General features: G+C 47.4%; 21 protein-coding genes and 1 pseudogene. 2 read left to right on the top strand and 20 right to left on the bottom strand.

All coding sequences use genetic code 11. The features are described from left to right. Nucleotides 1-11: 11 nt before the first annotated feature. The 5 genes from ganQ to lutR form a co-directional block, all read right to left on the bottom strand. Complete coding sequence (gene ganQ, locus AC4CV5_RS03830; protein WP_166848208.1) at nt 12-863, bottom strand: galactooligosaccharide ABC transporter permease GanQ; 852 nt, start codon at nt 861-863, stop codon at nt 12-14. 3 nt (nt 864-866) lie between these two features. After that, nucleotides 867-2,123, bottom strand: coding sequence for a galactooligosaccharide ABC transporter permease GanP (gene ganP, locus AC4CV5_RS03825; protein ID WP_166848205.1), 1,257 nt, complete (start codon nt 2,121-2,123; stop codon nt 867-869). 14 nt (nt 2,124-2,137) lie between these two features. Further along, nucleotides 2,138-3,430 (bottom strand): arabinogalactan oligomer ABC transporter substrate-binding protein GanS, encoded by a 1,293-nt coding sequence (gene ganS, locus AC4CV5_RS03820; RefSeq protein WP_490922102.1) that lies wholly within the window; start codon nt 3,428-3,430, stop codon nt 2,138-2,140. Between the two features lie 140 nt (nt 3,431-3,570). Then, on the bottom strand, nt 3,571-4,563 hold the full coding sequence (ganR, locus tag AC4CV5_RS03815) for a galactan degradation operon transcriptional regulator GanR (protein ID WP_490922101.1): 993 nt from the start codon (nt 4,561-4,563) through the stop codon (nt 3,571-3,573). Between the two features lie 181 nt (nt 4,564-4,744). Beyond that, a complete protein-coding gene (gene lutR, locus AC4CV5_RS03810; protein ID WP_166848182.1) occupies nt 4,745-5,467 on the bottom strand; it encodes an L-lactate utilization/bacilysin biosynthesis transcriptional regulator LutR in 723 nt (240 codons plus the stop codon). A 227-nt stretch (nt 5,468-5,694) separates the two neighbouring features. On the opposite strand from lutR, the gene lutP reads away from it, so the two are divergent. Further along, a complete protein-coding gene (gene lutP, locus AC4CV5_RS03805; RefSeq protein ID WP_490922100.1) occupies nt 5,695-7,386 on the top strand; it encodes an L-lactate permease LutP in 1,692 nt (563 codons plus the stop codon). A gap of 26 nt (nt 7,387-7,412) precedes the next feature. Here lutP and rpoN read toward each other — a convergent pair whose 3' ends face one another. Next, complete coding sequence (rpoN, locus tag AC4CV5_RS03800) at nt 7,413-8,723, bottom strand: RNA polymerase factor sigma-54 (protein WP_166848177.1); 1,311 nt, start codon at nt 8,721-8,723, stop codon at nt 7,413-7,415. 78 nt (nt 8,724-8,801) lie between these two features. On the opposite strand from rpoN, the gene yvfG reads away from it, so the two are divergent. Beyond that, complete coding sequence (gene yvfG, locus AC4CV5_RS03795) at nt 8,802-9,020, top strand: protein YvfG (protein ID WP_003219905.1); 219 nt, start codon at nt 8,802-8,804, stop codon at nt 9,018-9,020. A 9-nt stretch (nt 9,021-9,029) separates the two neighbouring features. On the opposite strand, the gene AC4CV5_RS03790 is transcribed toward yvfG, so the two are convergent. The 14 genes and pseudogenes from AC4CV5_RS03790 to epsB form a co-directional block, all read right to left on the bottom strand. Further along, a complete protein-coding gene (locus AC4CV5_RS03790) occupies nt 9,030-9,998 on the bottom strand; it encodes a polysaccharide pyruvyl transferase family protein (RefSeq protein WP_166848174.1) in 969 nt (322 codons plus the stop codon). Next, complete coding sequence (locus AC4CV5_RS03785; RefSeq protein ID WP_166848172.1) at nt 9,977-11,143, bottom strand: DegT/DnrJ/EryC1/StrS family aminotransferase; 1,167 nt, start codon at nt 11,141-11,143, stop codon at nt 9,977-9,979. The genes AC4CV5_RS03790 and AC4CV5_RS03785 overlap by 22 nt, the downstream gene beginning before the upstream one ends. Before the next feature lie 16 nt (nt 11,144-11,159). Continuing rightward, nucleotides 11,160-11,798 carry an acetyltransferase gene (locus AC4CV5_RS03780; RefSeq protein WP_326222137.1) on the bottom strand — a complete coding sequence of 213 codons (639 nt, stop codon included), beginning with the start codon at nt 11,796-11,798 and terminating at the stop codon, nt 11,160-11,162. Then, the gene (locus AC4CV5_RS03775) at nt 11,795-12,403 is read right to left on the bottom strand and encodes a sugar transferase (protein WP_166848167.1); all 609 of its coding nucleotides are present in this window, start codon (nt 12,401-12,403) and stop codon (nt 11,795-11,797) included. The genes AC4CV5_RS03780 and AC4CV5_RS03775 overlap by 4 nt, the downstream gene beginning before the upstream one ends. After that, a complete protein-coding gene (locus AC4CV5_RS03770) occupies nt 12,400-13,917 on the bottom strand; it encodes an MATE family efflux transporter (protein ID WP_490922099.1) in 1,518 nt (505 codons plus the stop codon). The genes AC4CV5_RS03775 and AC4CV5_RS03770 overlap by 4 nt, the downstream gene beginning before the upstream one ends. Continuing rightward, entirely contained in the window at nt 13,914-14,948 is a 1,035-nt protein-coding gene (locus AC4CV5_RS03765; RefSeq protein WP_166848162.1) for a glycosyltransferase, read from the bottom strand. Before AC4CV5_RS03765 ends, AC4CV5_RS03770 begins: the two co-directional genes overlap by 4 nt. Continuing rightward, complete coding sequence (locus AC4CV5_RS03760; RefSeq protein ID WP_166848160.1) at nt 14,945-16,021, bottom strand: polysaccharide pyruvyl transferase family protein; 1,077 nt, start codon at nt 16,019-16,021, stop codon at nt 14,945-14,947. Before AC4CV5_RS03760 ends, AC4CV5_RS03765 begins: the two co-directional genes overlap by 4 nt. 4 nt (nt 16,022-16,025) lie before the next feature. Then, nucleotides 16,026-17,060 carry a glycosyltransferase family 2 protein gene (locus AC4CV5_RS03755; RefSeq protein ID WP_166848157.1) on the bottom strand — a complete coding sequence of 345 codons (1,035 nt, stop codon included), beginning with the start codon at nt 17,058-17,060 and terminating at the stop codon, nt 16,026-16,028. A gap of 24 nt (nt 17,061-17,084) precedes the next feature. Beyond that, nucleotides 17,085-18,188: a biofilm exopolysaccharide biosynthesis protein EpsG gene (gene epsG, locus AC4CV5_RS03750; protein ID WP_490922098.1), complete on the bottom strand. Its 1,104-nt coding sequence runs from the start codon at nt 18,186-18,188 to the stop codon at nt 17,085-17,087. Next, nucleotides 18,185-19,340 (bottom strand): annotated as a pseudogene (locus AC4CV5_RS03745) (glycosyltransferase family 1 protein). Before AC4CV5_RS03745 ends, epsG begins: the two are co-directional and overlap by 4 nt. Then, nucleotides 19,333-20,169: a glycosyltransferase EpsE gene (epsE, locus tag AC4CV5_RS03740; protein WP_166848150.1), complete on the bottom strand. Its 837-nt coding sequence runs from the start codon at nt 20,167-20,169 to the stop codon at nt 19,333-19,335. The pseudogene AC4CV5_RS03745 and the gene epsE overlap by 8 nt, the downstream one beginning before the upstream one ends. Beyond that, nucleotides 20,166-21,311, bottom strand: coding sequence for a glycosyltransferase family 4 protein (locus AC4CV5_RS03735; protein ID WP_222142066.1), 1,146 nt, complete (start codon nt 21,309-21,311; stop codon nt 20,166-20,168). The genes epsE and AC4CV5_RS03735 overlap by 4 nt, the downstream gene beginning before the upstream one ends. Before the next feature lie 11 nt (nt 21,312-21,322). Continuing rightward, nucleotides 21,323-23,143 (bottom strand): polysaccharide biosynthesis protein, encoded by a 1,821-nt coding sequence (locus AC4CV5_RS03730; RefSeq protein WP_175271359.1) that lies wholly within the window; start codon nt 23,141-23,143, stop codon nt 21,323-21,325. A gap of 235 nt (nt 23,144-23,378) precedes the next feature. After that, the gene (gene epsB / locus AC4CV5_RS03725; protein ID WP_014115245.1) at nt 23,379-24,062 is read right to left on the bottom strand and encodes a protein tyrosine kinase EpsB; all 684 of its coding nucleotides are present in this window, start codon (nt 24,060-24,062) and stop codon (nt 23,379-23,381) included. Nucleotides 24,063-24,067 lie beyond the last annotated feature (5 nt).

The following is a 24,067-nucleotide window of genomic DNA, read 5'->3' as shown; positions in this document are numbered from 1 at the left end:
TCCTTATTCTCTTACCCTTTCGTTCCCCCTGCGGTTAAACCGGACACAAAATGCTTTTGCAGCATGATAAAGATGATGGCTACCGGTATGCTGATAAGCAGGGCTCCGGCTGCAAATGTCGTATAGCTGGCCCCCATGACATCATTCACTAAATTGAATAGACCGACTGGCAAAGTATATGATTCAGGCGTTCTCAATATCGTTGAAGACAGCACAAAATCTCCTAGCGGTCCGGTAAAGCCGTTCATAGCAACCACTGCCGCCATCGGTTTTGATAATGGCAAAATGATCTGGAGGAAGATTCTTGTGCTGCTGGCCCCGTCAATCTTGGCGCTTTCGTCTAAATCCATCGGAATGGAATCCATGTACCCTTTCATCAAATACGTATTCATCGGGATCAGCCCTCCGATATAAAGCAAGATTAACAGCCAGTGGCTATTGATCATTCCTAAGATTTGCGCCAATACAAACAAGGCAATTAAAGCCGAAAACTGAGGAATCATTTGCAGCAATAAAAAGAGGGTTAATGCGTATTTCCTCCCTTTAAATCGAAAGCGTGAAAACGCATAGGCTGTAAACGTCACACAGATTAAAGACCCTACCATCGTAAACAGGCTGATCTTCATTGAGTTGATATACCACTGCACATATTGAAGGCTTTCTTTGCCCGCAAATAATTCCTTGTAATGGTCGAATGTCGGATGCTTTGGAATGATGGATGTACTGATCAAGCTATTGCCGGGGTTAAAACTTGCGCCTGCCGTCCAAAGGAGAGGATAAACAATGATGACCGCCATACAGGCTAACAACAAATAAGAGAGAAGGAGACGGATATATTTTCTGACCTTCATATCTGCCAGCATGCCTCATGCCCCCTCTTTAAAAGACTTCGTCTGTCTGAACTGCCACAAAGCGATGGAGATGACAAACACAGATAATAAAATGGTTAAAGCCGCGGCAAGTGAATATTGGCTGGACTGCATTGTCAATTTATAAATCCACGAAACAAGGATATCTGTCCCGCCGGCAGTTGATCCGGTTACAGCCGGACCGCCGCCATTGAATAGATAGATAATATTAAAGTTATTAAAATTAAACGTAAACTGAGTAATGATAATCGGAGCCATGGCAATGAACACCATTGGAAGTGTGATGTATCTCAGCTTTGCGAAAACTGAAGCGCCATCAATCGTGGCTGCTTCATACAGATCGTCCGGGATAGACTGCAAGATGCCTGTTGAGACGAGAAAGATGTACGGAAACCCGAGCCAGCCCTGCATGAGAATCAGCGCAAGTCTCGACCAATTGGCATCTGTCATCCACGGAAGAGGCTCTATGCCGAAGAAAGCCAAGATGTCGTGATTCATCGCACCGAAGCTGTCATTAAACAGCCCAGCAAAAATTAAAATCGTAACAAATCCGGGAACGGCCCATGGCAAAATGAGAATCGTCCGGAAAAAGCGTTTAAAACGAAGGTCTTTCTGATTGACAATAATCGCGAGAAAAATCCCCAAACTGACTTGCAATGTGGATGCGGCAAGTGTCCAAACCACCGTCCAAGCCAGTACATCAAAAAAAGTCGACCTCCAAATATCAACTGTGAAGATGTTTGAGAAGGTTTGAAAACCGACCCAATCAATTAATTTAGCAGGAGGAGAATGATACAAATCATAGTTTGTAAACGCTAGTGCAAAGCTGAATAAAATGGGGAAGATTACAGCGAAGATTAAAATAAACAAAGATGGGCCGCTGACGACATAAGGGTAGCCATGAGAAATAATATGTTGGTATTGTTCCTTGAGGGAGCTCAATGGCTTGTTTTCATCGCGCTGTTTTCCGCTTTGAAACGCATCGCGAAGATTCACATAATACACCGCAAGGCCAAAGCAGGTCACGATTACAGCGATAATTCCTTCCGCCAGCAGAAACACGGAATTATCCCGCGGCACTTCTGTTCCCAGTGTAAAGATTCCCCAAAACCCCATATTGAGCAGATCTCCAAAGACTGCAAAAAACGATGCGCCTAAGAATAGAAAAACAAAACCTTTTATCCATTGCTTGTTATAGAATTGCCCGAGCCCCGGGATGATAGACAGCAACAAAGCGATTTGACGATGCTGCACCGTTTTCACCTCTCTTACCATACAAATCTAGCTTTCTCTTTATTTTCCGCTGTGCGCTTTGCCTTGATTTGTCCTTTTGCCGTTTCAGCAGCTTGATCTAATGCCTGTTTTGGATCCGCTTTTCCTGTTGCAACCGTCTGCAATGCTGAATCAGCCGGCGTCCATATTTCATTCATTTCCGGAATATTTGGCGTCAGCTCTGAGAAGCGGGATTGTTCAGTAACAGCCCGTGCTGCCTCGCTTTTCATAATAGCCGGGTCATCGGCTAAGGATTTCACAGCAGGGACTTCTTTCGTTTGTTCATATCGTGTTTTAGAATTTTTTTCGTTTGCCAGGAAAACAGCTAATTCTTCCGCCAGCTCCGCATTCTTTGAAAACGCACTGACGTTGTAGCTTTTGACGCCGATAAAGGCACTCATGTTTTTCCCATTTTCCAGCTTCGGCAGTTTTGTTATGCCATAATTGATTCCTGCTTTCGAAAAGGCTTCTACATTCCACGGGCCTGAGATAATCGCGGCAGCTTTTCCTTCTGTGAACAGCGATTCCAACACATTAATCCCTTGTTCTCCAATAATGCCTGCCGGGAATAAGCCATCTTTGTAAAACTTCTGAATCAGTGCAGCGCCTTTGACAGCGCCTTCATTATTGATTCCGATGTCTGATGGGTCATAGCTGCCGTCTTTGTCCTTTCCGAAGATATATCCGCCGTACCCGCTCATCACACTTTCTGCGTAATAAATTTGATCGAAGAGGGCCAAAAAGCCAAATTCGCTTCCATCAGCAGTCTTTTTGGAATAGTCGTACCACTCTTCCAGCGTTTGCGGCAATTCCTTTTCTGAAATGAGATCTTTGTTGTAAAAAAGCACTGTCGTCTCGACCGCTTTAGGCAGCCCATAAAGCTTTTGATCTACCATTTGAGACTGAATGGAAGCGTCAGTATAAAGCGATTGAACGCTCTTTTCGACATGTAATTCCTTAAGTAATCCTTCCGTAACAGCCGTTCCGATTTGGTCACCTGGCATCGTTAACACGTCAGGCCCCGTTCCGGCCGGTCCGTCCATCCGCAAATCTTCAATCTGCTTGGCATATGGTTTTTCAACGACTTTGACCTTCACATCATGCTCTTTTTCAAACGCAGCCACGGCGTCTTTAATGCCGATGCTCTTTTCCTTATCCTCCCACACGACAAGCTCCGACCCTTTTGAACTTGATTGGGCGCTGCTGCTTTCCTTTGGGCCGCAAGCCGCCAAAGATAAACTGACAGCCGCGCAGAGCATGAGTGCGGAATACTTTAGTGCCATTTTCATTGATTGTCACCCTTTCGTTTCGAATGAAAGCGCTTCAAAAATAATATAGCACGGCTGAGAAAATGTGTAAACAAACTATTTACTCTTATCAGTAAATTTTTTTACTCAATTAAAAAATGACTTAGTCTCCTAAGCCATTCTTAATTCATACTCTTTCTGACGATTAGTTCCGCGCCCACATATAATGTTTTTACCGTTCTTCTCTTGTCCTGCACTTGTTCAAGCAGCATTTCAACAGCATTTTTACATAATTCATGTATATCAATATGAAACGTCGTCAGAGGGGGCGAGACATACTTTGCGAAGCTGATGTTGTTGATGCTTACAACGCTTACCCTGTTCGGTATGGCAATTCCTTTTTCGTTCAGGGCTTGCAGACAGCCTACTGCAATCGGGTCTGCTGCGATCAAAAAAGCAGTCGGAAGCTGATCGCCTAACATGTCTATCGCAGCTGTCATCAAGCGGTAGCCATTTTCTACAGAAAACCCGCGATGACAGAAAATATAACGCTCGTCCAGCATGCCTTTTTCTCTCATATAGGATCTGAAAGTTTGTTCACGAATGTCCATTTCATCCTGATTGGTGTTCGGATTTTTGTATGTTCCGCCGATAAAACCGATGCTCTTATGCCCTTTCTCGCTCAGGATGTTTACCGTCTTCTTGGTCATTTGAGCTAAATCAGGCCTTACTGAGTCAAAATGATCGGGATCAGGAGTTGAATCGATAAACACGCCGTTTTCAGTGAGATTTCTGAGGAAAGCCAGCTCTTCGTCAGAAAATGTCCCAACAGCTATAAATCCTTCAGTATGTGCAGGGATGCTTTCGATACCGTCCGAAATTTTGTAGGTGGTCATGTCTACATTGAATGCCTTCGCCAGTTTCTCTACTTCTAATCTCATCGTTTTAAAATAGACATCTTCTAATTCTTCTTTATCTGTCAGCCAATATAAAAAGGCAATATGTTTCACTAGCGGCCTCACTGTTTTCTTTCGGTAATTGAGCTTTTCAGCCGCTTCATAAATTTTCTCCCGTGTCTCGTCAGGAACAGAGAGGCTTTCATCGTTATTTAAAACGCGGGAAACGGTTGAAATTGAAAAACCTGCTTCCTGCGCGATATCCTTAATTGTCGCCATTGCATCTGCCTCCATTATTCAGCTTGCTGTTCATTTTAGTAAAATATTTTACTTTCTTTTCCGTAAATGTCAAGTGCACAAAGCCCTTGCTGCGTCATGTAAAAAGACTGAACCATTTGCGGCTCAGTCTCGGTTGTTCGTATCGTGCGGCACTTGCGGAATTGCCCGGGAAATGAGTTGGTTATTGCACATTTTCCTCGAAATATCCCGAAAGCACATCTTCCACATTCGTTAGATGCGCCAGCATGGCGGCTTCAGCCTGCGCACCGTTCTGGGCAGCCACGGCATTGTAAATCCGTTCATGCTCCTCATACAGCCGCTGAACTGAGGTCTTCTTGGAAAACAGCCAGATTTTCCGTGTTTCTCTCATCGTTTCAAGCAGCAATGATGACACGTGGTTCATCAAGTGTTTAAGAAGTTCATTTTGGGAAGCGTCAGCTAACGCCAGATGGAATGCAAAGTCAGCTTTCTCGCCCAGCTCCCCATCCGTTTCAATGCTGCCCATTTCCTTTAACGCAGCATGAATTCTTTCGAGATCAGCTTCTGTCCTTTTTTCAGCAGCTAATGACGCCACGCCGATTTCAAGCAGTTTTCTGACCTCGAGAAGCTGCTTGACGTCCTCTTTTTTCATGAGAAGGGCGGCTGAGAGCGGCTGAGAAATTTGATTGAGCTCAAATTCTTTCAGGTATGTGCCTTCTCCCTGTTTCATTTCGACAAGCCCCATCGCTTTTAGCGCGGAAAGTGCTTCGCGTACCGCTGAGCGGCTGACTTGAAAGCTTTCGGAAAGCGCCTGAACGGAGTCTAATTTATCTCCTGGCTTCAATTCGCCGTTTTTGATCATATCTAATAGTGCATCCGCCACTTCTTCATATATTTTCTTTGTTTTAATCTGTTTGTATTTCAACGCAATTCACCCCGTAACTTGTAGGTCTGGCTGTTTACGATCTATTATACTCTGTTTTTGGGGACGCCAAAAGATTTTGACAATTTTGTCAAAAAGTCTTGTACTTTAATTTTTTTCAAAATATAATGCTAGGTAACTGGTCTTATTACCCAGTCATCAGATGATCATATCATCTATAGAAACCGCTTACATGTAACGCCAGTTTATGTTTCAAGGAGGGGTTTGGGATGCAATGGACACAGGCATTTACGCCTATAGGGGGAAATTTGCTTTTATCAGCGCTTGCCGCACTTGTACCGATTATTTTCTTTTTTTGGGCGCTAGCGATTAAACGGATGAAGGGGTATACAGCGGGCTTGTCCACATTGGGGATCGCACTTATTATTGCTGTATTGGTTTATCGAATGCCGGCGGAAAAAGCGCTGATGTCCGCCACACAGGGAGCCGTATACGGAATTTTGCCGATCGGCTGGATCATTGTGACGTCTGTTTTTTTGTATAAAATCACTGTGAAAACGGGACAGTTTGATATCATTCGCAGTTCTGTTCTCTCGATTACAGATGACCGCCGGCTTCAGGCGCTCCTGATCGCTTTCTCATTCGGGGCTTTTTTAGAAGGAGCCGCCGGCTTTGGAGCACCGGTCGCCATTTCTGCCGCGCTGCTGGTTGGCCTCGGCTTTAACCCTCTTTATGCAGCGGGAATCTGTTTGATCGCCAATACGGCACCGGTCGCCTTTGGCGCGATTGGGATTCCGATTACAGCCGTAGAAGGGCCGACAGGAATTCCGGCGATGGACATTTCACAAATGGTAGGGCGGCAGCTGCCGTTTTTATCTGTATTTATTCCTCTTTATTTAATCATCATCATGAGTGGGTTCAGGAAAGCCTTTGAGGTCTGGCCTGCGATTCTCGTTTCCGGTGTTTCCTTTGCTGTTGTTCAATACCTCAGTTCCAATTTCTTAGGACCTGAGCTGCCGGATGTTTTGTCGGCACTTGTTTCGATGGCTGCGCTTGCTGTGTTTTTGAAATGGTGGAAGCCGAAATCAACATTCCGGTTTGCCAGTGAACAGGAATCGGCCGCCGCTATTGAAACGGCGAAAACGAATCCGGCAGCGCCAGTGTACAGCGGCGGACAGATTTTTAAGGCATGGTCGCCATTTCTGCTGCTGACGGTGATGATTTCTGTATGGGGCATTCCATCTGTCAAATCCGCGCTGACCGGGCATTATGAAGGGACTGCTGTTTTCTTGAAGTGGCTGAATGCAGTAGGCGAAAAACTGACTTTCGCCCCTGGTGTGCCTTTTTTGAACAATCAAATTGTCAATGCTGACGGCGCGCCGATTGAAGCGGTTTACAAGCTTGAAGTGCTTGGTTCGGCCGGCACCGCGATATTGATTGCCGCTGTGCTGTCAAAATTCATCACGGCCATTTCGTGGAAAGACTGGGGAGCTGTTTTTAAAGAAACGATTCAAGAGTTAAAGTTTCCGATTCTGACCATCGCTTCTGTCGTTGGTTTCGCCTATGTCACCAACTCCTCGGGAATGAGCACGACACTCGGGATGACACTCGCACTGACAGGTTCGATGTTTACCTTTTTTTCGCCTGTTCTCGGCTGGCTCGGCGTCTTCATTACCGGCTCGGATACGTCTGCCAACCTGCTGTTCGGCAACCTGCAGAAAGTCACCGCGTTATCGGTCGGCATGGACCCCGTACTGTCTGTCGCCGCCAACTCTTCAGGCGGTGTCACGGGAAAAATGATTTCGCCGCAGTCAATTGCGGTGGCTTGTGCTGCGGTGGGACTCGCCGGAAAAGAGTCAGATCTTTTCCGCTTTACGATTAAGCACAGCCTGTTTTTGCTGCTGCTCGTTTGTATCATCACCTTTTTGCAGCATCATGTGTTCAGCTGGATGATTCCTTAAAAAAATCCTCCCTTTCCGGGAGGATTTTATTTATACCGTTTTCTCGCTGCCGATGATGGGATGTTCATTTGATCGCGGTATTTTGCGACTGTGCGTCTGGAAATTTGGATGCCGTGCTGTTCATATAGCAAATCGGCAAGCTTTTGATCTGAGAGCGGTTTTGTTTTGTCCTCATGATTGACCAGGTCTTCTAGATGCGTTTTGACTGCATAGTTAGACGCGTCTCCATCTCCCGAAGCCTCGGCCTTTGCTGAGAAAAAGAGTTTCATCTCAAACAGTCCGTACGGCGTTTGCATCGTTTTCCCTTTGATTGCCCGGCTCACAGTTGATTCATGAAGGCTTAGGCAGTCCGCTATCTCTCTGAGAGTCAGCGGCTTCATTGCGCTTCGCCCTTTCAGAAAGAAATCCTTTTGGCGAGTGATCAGCTCATTGACAATTCTCGTGATCGTCTGCTTTCGCTGTCGCAGCGCGCGGCTCAGCCAGCGCCATTCCTGGTATTTCACAGATAAATAAGAGGCGGTATCCTGACAGGAGCCGGACGATAAAAGTGTTCTGTACTGCGGATGCAGGTCTATCTCTGGAAACGAGCGGGTGTTCAGCTCCGCTGCGATGTGACCGTTTTTCACGGTGATAAAAATGTCAGGCTCGATATACATATCTTGCTCCGGCCGTGCAAATAGAAGGCCCGGTCTTGGATGAAGAGCTGCGATGTCATCAGAGATATCCTGAATCGTATGAAGCGGAATTCCCGTTTCCTTTGAAAGCGCTTTCCAGTTCTTTTGCGCAAAAGCATCAAAATGAGCAGAAACAAGCATTTCCGCTTGTTCATTTCTGTTCGGCAGCCGCTGTAATTGGAGAAGAATGCATTCTTGCAGAGATCTTGCGCCGATTCCAGCAGGCTCTAACGACTGGAGTTTTGCCAAAACCGCTTCCGCTTCCTTGGTGGAAACAGATAGTCGCCGTGCTGCCTCCTCCATATCTTCTTCCAAGTACCCGTTCGAATCAAGCGAATGAATCAGATAATTAAAAATCTTTTTTTCGGAGTTTGTCAGATTCATATCGAGTGACTGCTGTTTTAATACATCCTGCAGTGTTTTTTGCGGATCACTTAATTGAAGGCCTGCTTCCTGTGCATTCATCCTGTTTTTGTTTGTTTTATGGTAAGATAATGGCGGTGTGTCTGTTTCCTTTCGTTCAATAAGAGGGTTTTCCAGTGAGAGCTCATCAATGTATTCGGCGAGTTCTGCCGAATGATAGCCAAGCAGCGTGATGGCCTGCCTGAGCTCCTGTGTCAGTTGAGGCTTTAATACTTGTACTTGCTGAAGTTTCATATCCATCTTGCTCACTCCCCTTTCTTCATTGTACATGATTGAGATCACACCGTATACATTTATGAAAAAGGAGCTGCCAAAGAAATGTCTGAACTTTTTTCCGTCCCTTATTTTATTGAGAATTTAAAACAGCATATTGAAATGAATCAGTCTGAGGATAAAATCCACGCGATGAACAGCTACTACCGTTCTGTCGTCTCTACGCTTGTGCAGGACCAGCTGACGAAAAACGCAGTCGTTTTGAAACGGATTCAGCATTTAGATGAAGCGTACAACAAAGTCAAACGGGGAGAATCAAAATAAACCTTCCGCTCACATGTGAGCAGGAAGGTTTTCCTTCTTTGAGGCGTTCTGGATGAGTCGGGTGCTTGGCACTCCTTTCATCCAGGTATGATAGTAATTGGCGTTTTTCCCGTAGGAATTATCAATGACCGTGTTTTCTTTTTGAAGAAGAGAGGACAGGATGTGGCCGTGCAGCCTTGACGTTTCCACCGATTCGTAACGGCTGAAAAAACGAATCGCTTTTTTGACGATATAATCCGAGTATTTTTCCCATATATACGCGATGGGCAGAGGGTTGCCCGCTTTTTTGTTCAGGACGTTCAGCGTTTGCAGAAAAGCGATCGTCCGGCGGTCTGAAGCTGACAGCACCGTGCGCCAGTCGTAGCTTTCAGCTTTTGCGTGTTCCTGAAGCTCCTTGTTTGCTTCATGATCTGTTCTGATAAATCTCAGCTTTTGGTTGAACGGCTGCTGCGTGGGAACAACGGGAAACAACTGATGAGCCATATCAGGCAGAAGCCTAATCTGATTGCTTGTAAAATAAGCCTGCGCCGTTGCATAGGAGGCTTTTTCCCTAGTGATGATATGGAGATTTGCATGCTTAGAAAATATCTCCGCCGTCCGTTTGAGATTGTCTTCATTTTGAAAATAAATCGATTGCGGCAGGATCACGATTTTGTGGTTCGGATAGGTTTGGACGATTTTCTCTCTAAAGCCTTGATAATACGGATACAAATCCCCGAAGTTGCCGCCTCCCTGGCAGACGATGATGTGATTCGGATCCAGCTTTCGCCCAAGTGGAAAATTGTCGGGATTCCAGCGTTTTCTGACCCGGATCCCATGTTCTTTAAAGAAGGCTTCTGTGCCCTTCATAATAAATAAATCCCCTACATTTCCGTATAGAGGGTAGTCGGCATATATGATCTCGGACTGTTTCGGAATGACATCGAGCAGCCCGGACAGTTTCTGTTTCAGGCTGATCATCGAATGCTTGCTGTCCATTTCTTCACCTCGCCAGTTTGGAATAAGTGTGCTAGCACATCAATGACCCGGTCTTGCTCTTTTTCCGTCAGATTTGATCCTGATGGGAGACAGATCCCTCGTTTGAAAAGATCTTCGCATACGCTTCCTGTATCTTCATGAGAATAAAATAAAGACGGCTCAAACAGCGGCTGGGTATGGAGCGGCTTCCACAACGGCCGTGCTTCAATGTTTTCTTCCGCAAGGCGTTGAACCGCGTCATATGGGCTCAGCCCGTTATCAAGTGTGAGCGTGGTCAGCCAGCGATTGGATACACCTGCTGCATGCTCTGGCATAAAGCGGACGCCGTTTATGTGACCGAGTGCGTTTTTGTATCTTGTGAATATGGCCCTTCTTTTCTCCACCCGCTCATCCAATACCTCAAGCTGGGCAATGCCCACGCCGGCGAGGATATTGCTCAGTCTGTAATTGTATCCGATTTCGCTGTGCTGATAATGAACAGCCGGCTCTCGTGCCTGTGAAGCGAGAAACCGTGCTTTCTCAATGGCGGCTTCATCGTCTGAAACGAGCATTCCGCCCCCCGATGTGGTAATAATTTTGTTTCCGTTAAATGAAAAAATGCCGAAGCGCCCGAATGTCCCGCTTTGCTTCCCTTTATAAACTGTGCCGAGAGATTCGGCTGCGTCCTCAATGACAGGAACTCCGTATGCCTCGCACAGGCTTACGATGTCATCCATTTTCGCGCTTTGCCCATATAGATTGACAGCAATGACCGCTTTGGGCAGCTTTCCGTTTCTTTTCGCAGCCTCCAGCGCTCGTTCAAGGGCTTTCGGTGACATATTCCACGTATCGGGCTCAGAATCAATAAAGACGGGTACCGCTTTTTCATACAAAATCGGGTTGGCAGTTGCTACAAATGTGAAGGACTGGCAAAACACGCTGTCTCCTTCTTTTACCTCAAGCAAGCGCAGCGCCAGATGAATCGCCGCCGTTCCTGAGCTGACCGCAGCCGCCCCTTTTACGCCGACGCGTTCAGCCAGTTGTTCTTCAAATGAATTCACGAGTGGCCCAAGCGGCGCAATCCAGTTTGAGCGAAAGGCTTCTGAAATATAGTGCTGCTCTCTGCCGCTCATGTGAGGGGGAGATAAGTAGATTCTTTTATGCATATAATCATCCTTTGTTTTATGTTTGAATGGAAGAAATAATACGCGCCGGGGCACCGGCCGCCGTTACCCTGTCCGGTATGGAACGGATCACCGTGGAGCCGGCGCCGACAATGCTCCAAGATCCGATTGTGAGTTGCGGGATGACGGCCGCGCCGGTTCCCACGTGAGCGCCTTCCTGAACGGCAACAGCCCCTGACAGCGTGACACGCGGAGATAGATGAACGTAATCGCTGATTTGATTGTCGTGCTCTGCCACCGCACCTGTATTGATGATGCAGTGGGCGCCGATACGCGCATCCGCCTGAATGATCGCGCCCGCCATAATCACCGTCCCTTCCCCGATAACAGCCGACTTGCTGACAATGGCTGACGGGTGAATCAATGTAATGAAATCTTCTTTCTTCAGTCCCAGCCGCTCCGCCAACTGTTTTCTGACACGGTTGTTTCCGATGGCGATCAGAAACAACACATCAGGAATGAGCGTGCGCAATTCAGCAACGGCTTCCGGCGGGCCTGTGTACCACTCTTTTCCGGCTTTAAATGTTTGAAATTTATCATCCAGCACCGCGGCTAAGCGCGTGTCTGACCGGGCGTTTATCAGCTCTCTTATCACCTTTCCGTGTCCGCCGTCACCCACAATGGCCACGTTTCTCATGAGGACACATCTCCGCTACCAGTAAACCGTTCGGCGGTCACATGATTGGTTTGCTGAATCCCTTCAGAAACAAGTACTTTTCGCACCGTCAAACATAAAATTTTCAAATCGAGAAAAAATGATCGGTTGTCAACGTACCAAACATCTAATTCAAATTTCTTTTCCCAGGAAATCGCGTTTCTGCCGTTGATTTGCGCCCAGCCTGTGATACCCGGCTTCACCTCATGGCGCCGTGACTGCCTTTCTGTATAAAGGGGCAGATAGTCCATCAAAAGCGGCCGCGGGCCGACAAGGCTCAAGTCGCCTTTTAGGACATTCAGCAGCTGCGGAAGCTCATCGATGCTCAGCTTTCTGATCAGCCTGCCCGTTTTCGTCAGCCGGACTTCATCAGGCAGCAGATTTCCTTCACTGTCCCGTTCATCCGTCATCGTTCGAAATTTATAAAGAGTGAATGGCTTGCCGTGCAGACCCGGCCTTACTTGCTTAAAGAAGACAGGTGATCCTATTTTCAGCCTGACAACGGCGATGGTGAACAGAATGATGATGCTCGTACAGCACAATAAAAAAATAGCGGCCGTCAGATCAAAAAGTCGTTTCAGGATCAAAGATTCACAGCTCCTTTCGTTTTTCGAAACCGTTTTAGTGCCAGCTGTCTTTCCTCTTTCGTACAAACGAGCATAAAAGCGAAAACAGCGTAGCAGCAGCTGACTGTCATTCCTGCTGCTATCAGTGATGTCCAGTCGTCAATCTTCACAACGAACCGGATTGCCTCACAGACCGCCCAGGCAAACACAGCCGCTGAAAGAGGCCCGATTATGCCTTTAAAGAACACGTGCTTTCTGTAGCCGGTAATACGGGATACGTAAAGCGGCGTAAAGATGGCATTTTTCAAAATAAGGGAAATCGCCCCCGCCAATGTTATGCCGTACAAACCGAGATGAGCCGGCCCGCTCAGCACGACGGCCAGAACCACATTCACAGCGCCTAGCAGCAGGGTAACGATCGCCGGTGTTTTTTGTTTATTAAAGGCGGTCCATATATAAAACAGCGGCATAAAAGCGAGGCTGACCACCAAGTATCCGGCATGAATATATAAAAGCGGTGCGATAGACGAAAAGGACGGTCCGAGCCAGATCGTCAGAAAAGGCCCTGCCAATCCGCCCAATAAGGCAGCAGGGAGCGCAAGCAAAAGACCGTTCAGCCTCACTGCCTTGTTGGCGTAATTCACTAATCCGTCCATATCGCCTTTTGAATAATACGAAGTCATAAGAGGCGCAAACAGGGATGCGACCGTTCCAGCTAAGCTGCGCAGCAGCAGCGGAAACTGGATAATCGCCGCGTATTTCCCGGAGGCGGCCGCCCCCAGCACCAAATTGGCGGTTAATAGATCAATCTGCAAAAAAAGCAGGACGCCGATTTGATTGACGGAGCTCCATGCGCCCGCCTGAAACAGCTCCCTGCTTACGCGGAAGGAAATATCCTTTATACGAAACGAAAACCACGGAATCAGTTTTTTGAAGAAATAGAAAGACAGCAAAGACGCGATGACAGCGCCAGCTAAAGCGGCAAGCTGGATCTGCCAGATTTTTGGCGCAAAGCATGCAAACAAGAGCAGCACAGACAGAACGCGTACAAGCATTTGCACTGCCTGAATTGAGCTCGTGATGTAAAGGCGGTTGGCATAAAATGGTGCAGCGCCGAAGCCCGCCATCAGAAACGTTAAAATAAACAGCAGACTGCCGATCAAAATCGACAAACGCACATCTGCCAAAAGCGCCGGCGGCACGTTCATGACGCGGTCAATAAAGAAAGCCGAACCCGCAAGAGGCAGCAACAGAAGCAATGAAATCAGAACAGACGCCGCTAAATAATTGCTGATATACGCACTTGCTTTATCATGCTCTCCCCTGTGGGCAGCGACAGAAAAGAACCGCACGACAACCGAGCTGAGCGCCACGGTGATGATCGAAAAGTAATTAATCACGTTTTGGGTCAAATGAACAAAGCCGAACGCTTCCACACCAAGCGTTTTGACAATAAAAGGCGTCATCCAGACCGACAGGAAAACAGACAATAGAAAGGCCGTGAGATTTGCACTGAAGTTTATCGTGAATTTCATGCCTGCTTCGCACTGCCTTTCATCGTTCCCCGCTGCTCGAAGAACAGCTTGATGAGAAATGTGAGCCGCAATTTGCACAGTCCTAATACCAAACGCTCGCCTCTTAATAATTTCTCATGCTGAACTGGTGTATTTCTGACAGCCTGCCGCACCATGTCATAGGATAAAATGTGTCTGATCTGCTTTTTGATGTCTTTCGGCGGATTCGGAGAAGCACAGGCGTTTGCGAGAAGCATCGGTAGCTGGTGCTTGCAAATGTATACATTCAAATCTTCTTTACATGCACTTTCTAAACCGTAATGATTGTAGAATGCGATTTTCGCCTGATATTGCTTTTGAATATGTTCATCCATCGCCGGCTTATAAGGAATTTCTGTCAGGCTGTTCGGGTTTTCACGATAGATGTACAAGCCTTCATCCAGCATTTTCACCCGCTCCGCTTCGCAAAAAGCGGACAAATTGAAGGGGGAGTCTTCAGCAAAACGGATATCTTCATCAAACAGCAGATTCGCCCTCTCCAAAAGCTCACGGCGATAAACATAACGCCATACATACCAGATAAACCTCGTTTCGTGAGCATGTTTAAGCCGTTCAGCCATTTCCGCTTTTGTCAGCACGCGGTTTGTGTCAAGCTGCGGAGGCACATATGTCCGACTGTCCGCTGACTGCTTATAAAAACCGCACCCCGCGATGTCCAGCCGATTTTGCTCTGCTTCTTCAATCAGCCTCTGAAACATGTAGGAAGATACATAATCATCTCCGTCAACAAATCCGATGTAAGTGCCCCGCGCGGCCTTTATTCCCGCATTTCGTGCTGAACTCAGCCCGCCGTTTGTCTGATGAATGACCCGGATTCTCGCATCCCGTTTTGCATAGTCCTCTGCAATCTCGCCTGAACGGTCCGGTGTTCCGTCATTCACGAGGATGATTTCAATATCAGAAAGCGTTTGACGAAGCAGAGAGTCAATGCACTCCTCTATAAATGGTTCAACGTTGTACATCGGGACAATAATACTGACGAGCGGGGTCATTGCGCTTCACCGCTGATTTTATCCCGCAGCCCTTTAAAATACACGTCTCTCGGAAAGCCGGAACGGGGTGTTTCTTTTGTTAACAGCTCTTTTACTGCGGCTGTCACACGCTCTGGATCCGGATGTTCAATCAACTTCATGGATGGGATGTCTTTGAGCCATTGATAGCCTTCCATCACCTTGTGATCAAAGGAGCGGATGACGACACACGGCGTTCCTGTCAGCGCGCAAAAAATCATGCCGTGAAGCCTGTCAGTGACAACGGCTTCTGCGCTTTGCAGCTTAGACCACAGCGCTTCAAGCTCCTGCTCCCGTGAATCTCGGCTGACCCTGCGCCCGATCGTTGTTGTAAAGGACTTGATCTCACCGAATTCTTCAAATAGCGCAGCCTTTACCCGATTTCTCTCATCCTCCTGAAGCACGCTTTCCTGATCCTCGCGCAAACACATATAAACCCCTTCGCGCTCTGCTGGGGTCTTGCTTCTATCTAAATACAGCACCATGTCCGGCTGCTTCAAAATCGTTTTTTCTTGAAAATGCTGTTTCATAAATTGATACGTTGTTTCATCCCGTGCCATCAACAATAGGCCGGGGTGTGCGTTATAAATTTTCTGCGCCCGTTTCAGCTCTTTGCGCCCCTTTTTCGTGTCAGAAAAATGAGCCGTTGCCGGAAGCTGGACAACTCGATAATTGTGAAATGTTTTAATAATGAAGCGGCGCGTCCACTCCTCATAACGGTATAAATCACCCATGTTTCCGCCGCCGATGATAAAGACCATATCCTCCGGATGGCGTGAGCGGAGCAGTGCTTTTGCAGATTTGTAAATGTCCTTCATATCGACCTCGACAATGTCAAAATCGGGGTATTCCCGCTCAAGAAATGTCTTGCTGGCATATGCAATTGCGTGATCACCCAAATTGTCATGGGACGGCAGCAGGGTTAGTATGATTTTTTTCTGATGTGCTTTGGCCCTTATAGGCTGATCGGCCGCACCCAGCCAATATTGGGACGGGTATTTGACCTTAAGCAGCAGCCATTCTGCAAGGTTGATTTTCAACGATTGTAACGACATGTCCTCACCCTCTGTTTCTCATTTTGTACTCGATTACCCGCTGATACACGGCCGACGCCATAGCGACGAACGGAATCATTCTGTATTTCGCCATCAGAAGCAGGCATGACCGTTTTGCGTCAAAAGGCGCCGTACCCGTTTTTGAGAGGCTCTCCTGAAATACCGGGTCCGCGCAAATCACGCCGACATTTTTAAGCTTTTCGAACAGCCGGCGGCTGCCGCTTGTTTTCCATTCATTCAGCATACAGATACTGCTGTGAAGAACGATAAAGGTATCAAGCTCCTTATGATACTCCTCCAGTTTGTTGTTCTCCTGCAAAAACGCTGCATTCGCCTCATACAGCGCAAGCCCTGATTGAAACAGTTTTTTCTGATAGCTTTGCACGATGGATGAAAGGTGAATTCGGTAATGATAGAGCGGCGATTTTACATAGGATACCGAGCGGGCGAAAAAATGAGCCCGGAAACTGAAAAACTGATCCTCGACATGCTCCAGCTCGCCACGGAGCGGAAACAACAGCCGACGTGCTTTAATCATGCTTCTTCTGTATAGTTTGTTCCATGAAAACCCTCTGACCTTCCCTTCGAATAACGCCTTGATATAGTGCTCCTTCGGCTGCCCCTGATAGGTTTCCGCAATGTCAGAGATCATGGTTTTTCCAGTGTCCTCAAATTCCGCGGCGTAATTGCAAATGACCAGATCAGTTTCATCGCCTGCTGCCTGAAGCATCCGCTCGCAATAATCAGGCTCGATCCAATCGTCTGAATCTATAAACGCAATAAACTCCCCGCGTGCCGCCTCAATGCCTTTATTCCGAACAGCACCGAGACCCTGGTTCTCCTGATGAATCACCCTGAACCTATGATCCTTTTTGGCGTATTCCTCCGCGATATCCGGGCTGGCATCTGCTGAACCGTCATTTACGATGATGATTTCAATATTGCCCAAAGTCTGGTTCCGCAGTGATTCGAGACACATTCTGATATATGTTTCTGTGTTATAAACAGCGACTAACAGACTAACCGCAGGTGTTTCCATATTGACCGGCTCCTCTTGCATAAATTACCGGGAAAAAATCGTTCTGTAAGGCAGAACGGACGAATCAACCGGCATAAGCAAATAACTGTAAAGAAAATAACAAACAACGATAGCGATATAGATAAGGGCATTCGATTTTTCATCAAATATCCTGACGAAATAAGGGACTAGGATCATTTGATACAAGCCGAAATAAATATTAAATCTGGCAAAGATTACGTCCTTTGTGGCCAAAAGCCCGAATAAAAAACCGAGCAGGCATAAATTGACGACGATATCAATTTGCGGCCACAGCTTCCTCAGACGCGCCCTGTAGCAAAAGGCGAGAAACAGAGGCAGAACCAAGACAGCGATTTTGATCACATTCATTCCATTTGTGTTTGTCATGAGCCATTTTTCATAATGGCTGTATGAGCTGTTTTCTAGCACAACGACAAACACAGACACAAATTTTTGATATAAAAACGTCATGCCGAGAAATAAAGCGGATAAGCCGAATATTGCCGGTGACCAGGCTTTTCTTCTGACAATAAAGTACACTGGAATCATAATCAGCGCCGAGGAATGAAAGAGCGAGCTGATCAGCACAATCAGAAAATATCGCTTCCAGTTCCCGCTGATGATATAACGGATCGCCCAAAACAAAACGGCTGCCACCATGTATTGCCTGATGCCGTTAAAAGACGCGTAATAATGAAAGGTTCCTAAAAATAAAAAGACACTCAGCTCAAACGGCCTTCCGTAATCAGCAAGTGTCTTAATAACCAAACTGTAGGTCACTGCCGCAACCGTTATATACATGATTTGCGGATCTTCCGTGATAAAATTCATCAGCCAAAGGAGTGCGGTAAAGCCTGGATCTGTCGTCGTTTTTGCTGTGCCGAAACCGAATATCTGCCACACATTTTGATAATCGCCCGCCAATTCGTACAACAGTGTGTACGTCTGAAAATCCGTGCCGACTCTGTAACGGAGACCCGACACGAGCACAAGTGAGGCAAGCGGAATCCAGATCAAAAGCTTATTCGGCCGATACCCCGTGGCGAGCGAATCGTCACGGCCGCCGCACATTTTGGCAAACCAAGACCAAATATATACAATCCCCATATTGACGACATATATAATCATCGTTTATTGTCCTTTTCCGCTAGTGATGTTGTATACATTCAGCAGCGCTTCTACATTTTGCTGTGCATCATAGCCGCGTTCGGCGAGTGTATCTTTGATGAGCTCCTGCTTTGGCCTGCCTGCGGCGGCCGCTCTTGCAATGGTTTCAGCCCAGATGCCGATCGGCTCAGAGAGGCTCAATCTCGTCACAAGCCCGAGCCCAGCGTCAACTTTATCTGTAATGTTGTCTGATATGATGCATGGAAGCCCCGACGCCTGTGCTTCCACAAGCACAACCGGCAAGCCTTCATACAGAGACGGCATGACAAACACATCAAATGTGCGCATTAGCTCATGAATGCGTTCTTCAGTGCCTAAAAAGAGGACATCTGAAAGTAGATTCTGCCGCCGCGCCTCCTCTTCCATTTTCTCGCGCAGCGGCCCGTCTCCTGCAAGAACGAGCTGAAAGCGAACGCCTCTTTCTTTGAGATGTGCGGCAAGCTTCAGCAGAAATGCGTGGTTTTTCACTTCATGAAACCGGGCCACATGGCCAATGATGAGCCGGTCAACTGCAATGCCGCGTGCTGTTTTTTCTACATCATCCCTTTGCCCATTTGGGGCGAACAAATCAAGATCAATCCCGTTAGGAAGGAGTTGAACACGCTCCCGCTCCATGTTGGACTGCCCGAATAAAAACCTGCCCGCATCCTCTCCGCACGCACACAAGGCTGTCGCATTCGCCAAAATAAGCCGCCTAAACACCATTAGCTGCAGGCGATCCTTCCAATTGAAGCCGGTCTTCCATGACGTATTGTGGGAATGGCATACCCTGATCGGCACTCCGGCAAGCCTTGCCGCGAGAGCGATAAAGCCTGTTTGGAAATCCGTGTGTGCATGAACGGCGCTGAACGGACCGTTTTCTTTTATCGTGCTTCTTACGTTCCTCACAAATGTAAGGGGATTGCTTTGCCCGATGCTCGGGACATAAAAAAGGCGCCCGCCTAAAGATAAAATCTCTTCATCATAAGCGCACGGATCATTTCGATACGTTAAAAAATCAAATTGCACTTTGCTTCTGTCCATTTTCCGATATAAATTCATCACCATGGTTTCCGCTCCGCCCCTGTTCATGCCGCTGAGAACATGGAGCACGCGTTTTTGGCTGCTACTCATGTTTGACAAGCCCTTCCTTGTGATTCATCACTCTTTTTTTGTGGTAGCGATTCATCACGGCTGGAGGCATCAACGCGCGGATTAACGGTTTTACAATATATATGTAATCAGATAAAGGAAGTTTCAAGCGTCTGCACGCCTGGTAGACAAGGATGGCATTGTCAATGGAATACGTAAATGACCGCCGCTTGAATGCATCGCTGTCTTCCCTTACTTTATACAAGGCTTCCTGGAGATTGTAGCCCCTGAATCCTTCTTCAAAAAAGCGCAGCCACAAATCAATATCCTCCATCCGTCTCGTCCGCCGCACCGAACGGTAGCCTTTCAGCGTACGATAGGCGCTGGCTCTCATCATAATCGTTCCGTGGCAAAACGGGGTCCCTTTTGCCATGATGCCCGGCTCCGGAACAGAAGGCAGGATGCGTGTCCCTCTTACGCCACATTCATCAAATACAAGCATGCCGGTGCCAACCACTTGATAATGGTGGTGCTTTTCTAAAAACGCGACCTGCTTTTCCAGACGGCGCGGGAATGAAAGATCGTCTCCATCCTGACGTGCGATATACTCACCTGTCGCATGCGAAAGACAATGATTTAAGGAAGCGGCAAGCCGTTTGTTTGTTTTGTTTTGAATCAGCTTGATGCGATCGCTATAATGAGCGGCATACTGCTTCGCGATGCGGAGCGTGCCGTCTGTTGACGCATCATCGCACATAATCAGCTCCCAATTTTTATAGGATTGGCTGAGTATAGATTCAATGCTTTCCGCCAAAGTGCGTTCACAATTATAAATGCCCATAATGACAGAAACTTTTGGTCCTGAGTTCATACGCTTTTCTCCTTTGTATCCATATCCATGTACGCGGAATAAATATCTGCCATTTCTTCCACCGTTCGCGCCTCCGAAAAGCGCAAGGCCGTTTTTCGGCCTTCCTGTCCCAGCTTTCTGCAAAGTTCTGGCTTATGGTAAAGCTGTTCAATCCGGCGGGCAAAAGCGGCACTGTCACCGATTTTGATCAGAAAACCGTTTTCTCCGTCCCGGATGATTTCCCGATGCCCGCGGTTATCCGTGGCAATCGCCGGTTTTTCCGCCGCCATCCCCTCTAGCACATTCATGCCGAGGCCTTCTCTGATGCTGGATGCGACAGATACATCTGCAAGCTGAATCAGCTCGTGAATGTCGCGGCAAAAGCCGTAAAAACGGACATTGCCGGAAGCGCCAAGTTTTTCAGCCAATGCTCGATACGCTTGTTCCATCGCCCCTTCTCCGGCAAAAACAAGGCGGAGCGACGGAATGTTTTCTTTCAGCAAGGCTGCTGCTTCAATTAAGAGCTTCTGGTTTTTGTTCAGATTGAGCTCAGCCGGATAAACCAATATAAAATCGTCTTCACGGAATCCGTGTTTTTCTCTGAGTTTTTGCTGCTCTTCCAGGCTGACAGGCCGGAACCGCTCGGTATTGACGCCGATGCCGTGAATTTTCTGCGTCTTTCCGCCCGGCCTTTGAAGTCCTTTCGCCCGTGTGTAATCCTCTTCATTGATCGTAATCAGGCAGTCTGTGTATGCCGAAAGCCATTTCTCAACCGGATAGTAAAGAAGCCAATTTTTCATCGGCGCTCCGGTACAGAAGTGAAATCCGTGCGCTGTGTACAGCACCTTTGTTCCGTGCCGCCGTGCCTGCCTCGCCGCAAGTCTGGCTAGCACGCCGCCAACCGGCGTATGGCAATGGACAATGTCGTATTGATTGGTGTCGATCACGTCCTTGAGATGTCTGTAAACGGCCAGATTTTGAGGATGAAAGGGTGACCTCCGAATTGGGATGGAAAATTTCTCATCCACATACGGCAGCTTGGTTTGTCCGCTCGCGGCAACATGAACCTCCCAGCCCATTCGCTTAAACCATCTAAAGTAAGGGAGGTGAAAGGCCTTAAAATGATAATCGACAGTTGCGCAAAACAATATCTTTTTCGTCATCTTCACTCCCCCTAATGAACACTGGCAGCCGTCATTTTGTCTGATGTATTGATTGCCGCAAACAGCCTCGCTCTCAGATCGGCTTCCGGCAGATCATGAAAATCCTCGATAAAGCGCATCAGCACCGGCCAATCGCCGTCAACGGCTTTGCCGATATGGATTTTCGGAAAGATTTGTTCAGCGTGTACTTCATTTTTGTTCAGCAATTCCTCATACATTTTTTCGCCGGGACGAATGCCTGTGAATTCGATTGGAATCTGCTCAGTGGTGTAGCCGGACAAATGAATGAGGTTTTTGGCAAGGTCCACAATCTTTACGGGCTCTCCCATATCGAGAACGAAAATCTGACGCCCTTTCGCCAGTGCCCCGGCCTGGATGACAAGCCTTGAGGCCTCGGGAATTGTCATGAAATAACGGGTCATGGCCGGATGTGTTACCGTCACGGGTCCGCCTTTTTCAATCTGTTTTTTGAAAACCGGAATGACGCTGCCGCGGCTCCCGAGCACATTGCCGAAGCGGACAGCGACAAATTTTGTTCTGCTGATTTTTCCAAGATTCATAATAATCATCTCGGCGAATCGTTTTGTCGCCCCCATTACATTAGCCGGGTTCACCGCTTTGTCTGATGAAATCAGCACAAACGTCTCTGTCCCCGACATATCGGCTGCTTCCGCGACATTTTTTGTTCCGATGATGTTGTTTTTGACAGCCTCTTCAGGATTATGTTCCATTAAAGGCACATGCTTATGGGCAGCTGCATGGTAGACAACGTGCGGCTCGTACTTTTTCATCAAGGTAAACATTTTATCGCGGTCCTGCACATCCGCAATTTCTGTATGAAACACAATGTGTTTGCCGAATCGCCCGTTCAGCTCTGTAAAAATTGAATGAATGCTGTTTTCTCCATGGCCGAGCAGAATGATTTCCTTAGGCTGAAACGCGCTGATCTGCCGGCAGATTTCCGAGCCGATTGATCCGCCCGCTCCCGTGACGAGAACGGTTTTTCCTTTGATGCGGTTCGAAATTTCGCTTGTGTCGAGGGTTACCGGCTTTCTGCCGAGCAAATCCTCAGCTTTTACATCTCTGATTTGTCCGGCAGTTCGTGTGCCGAGCAGCATTTCATCAAAATGAGGCATAATTTTAATGTTTACTCCAGTTCGCACACATTCTTTATATAACACCTGAAGCTCATGGGTGCGGAGTGAAGGAATGGCAATAATAATATAGTTAATTTTGAGCTTTTGCACGGCAGGCATGATACTTTCTTTTCCGCCGATTACGGGCAGCCCCATGATTTCTAATTTATGCTTCGTTTGGTCGTCATCAATAAAAGCGACAGGTATGATGTCAGGATCATCTTTTGAAAGCAGCTGCCTGACCATCAGAGTCCCTCCTGAGCCCGCCCCGATAATCAGCGCGCGGGATGAGGCGCTGCGGTTTTTTCTGATGCTTTCTTTTAACACTCTGGATAAAACACGGGTTCCTCCGATAGACAAAAGCTGAAGCACCCAGCATGCGGTTAACAGACGGAAGAACATCGTATGATACACAGCATACTGAATGACGCCTGTCACAGCGGCTGAAAGCGTAATGCCCTTAAGCAGGACGATCAGCTCGCCGAGACCGGTGTATGTCCACACCTGTTTATACTGACGGAACAGGAAAGCACACACATGATAGCTGAGGAGCAAGCTGACAGCTGTAAGCAATAATGCTCCGGAGTCATAAAATTGATAGGAATCTTTTAAAAATTGATATCCTGCAATAACTGAATTTAAAACGAGATAAGTATCCAGCGCAATAATCATTGACAGTCTTCTCCGGTAACTCAACCTTTTCCCCCCTAATTCTTTTATCGGTTTAGCTGCGGCGGTTTTCGTCCTCCAAAACATCGGCAGCAGCTAAACCGACAACACATCCTATGTATATATCAGATAAGTGGGCATTTAACCCGTCCTCACGCCCCGCCACCGACGACCAGCATCTAAGGCAGCAACTTCAGCTGCCCACAGCAGAGCCGAGTGCCTCCATTGATACAGGTCAGGAGACATCACCTTTACCATCTATTTAGTAGGAATAGTGTTCCGATTTTTTCATCTTCTTTTTGTTTAAAAGAGCGCCTAACAGCTTTGCATTGGATTGTTCCAGGGCATCCTTCGCTTTCAAGACGGTATCGGTTTTCGTTTTTCCGCTTAAAACGACGAGCACGCTGCCGTCTGTCTGATTTGCTAAAATCTGAGCATCTGCAACAGCCAAAAGCGGAGGGGAATCAAAGATGACGAGGCTGAATTGTTCATAGATGTCAGATATTAAATCTCCCATCGCTTTTGAAGACAGCAGTTCAGCCGGATTCGGCGGGGTCGGTCCGCTTGTCAGCACATACAAGTTATCGATCGGCGTCTTTTGCACCGTCTCACTGAGTGAAGCATTCCCGACCAGCACATTTGTCAGCCCGGTTACATTCTCAACCTGAAATGTCTGATTGATGGTCGGCTTTCTTAAATCGGCATCCACCAGCAGCACTTTCTTTTCTTGCTGCTGTGCAAAGACAGCCGCAAGATTCGCTGCACTGAACGATTTACCTTCACCAGGCACAGAGGAGGTGACGAGGATAGACCGCAAGTTGGTCTGGACGGATGAAAACTCAATGTTTGTCCGAATGGTGCGGTATTGTTCCGCAACAATTGATTTGTTGTGTAAAACGGATATTTGAGCCAAACCTCGCCTTGCTTTCTTTTTTCTAAAGACCACTCGCT

The organism is Bacillus sp. NS1 (assembly GCF_058248265.1).
The sequence above is the reverse complement of the archived record's forward strand: the minus strand, read 5'-3'. Positions and strand labels throughout refer to the sequence as shown.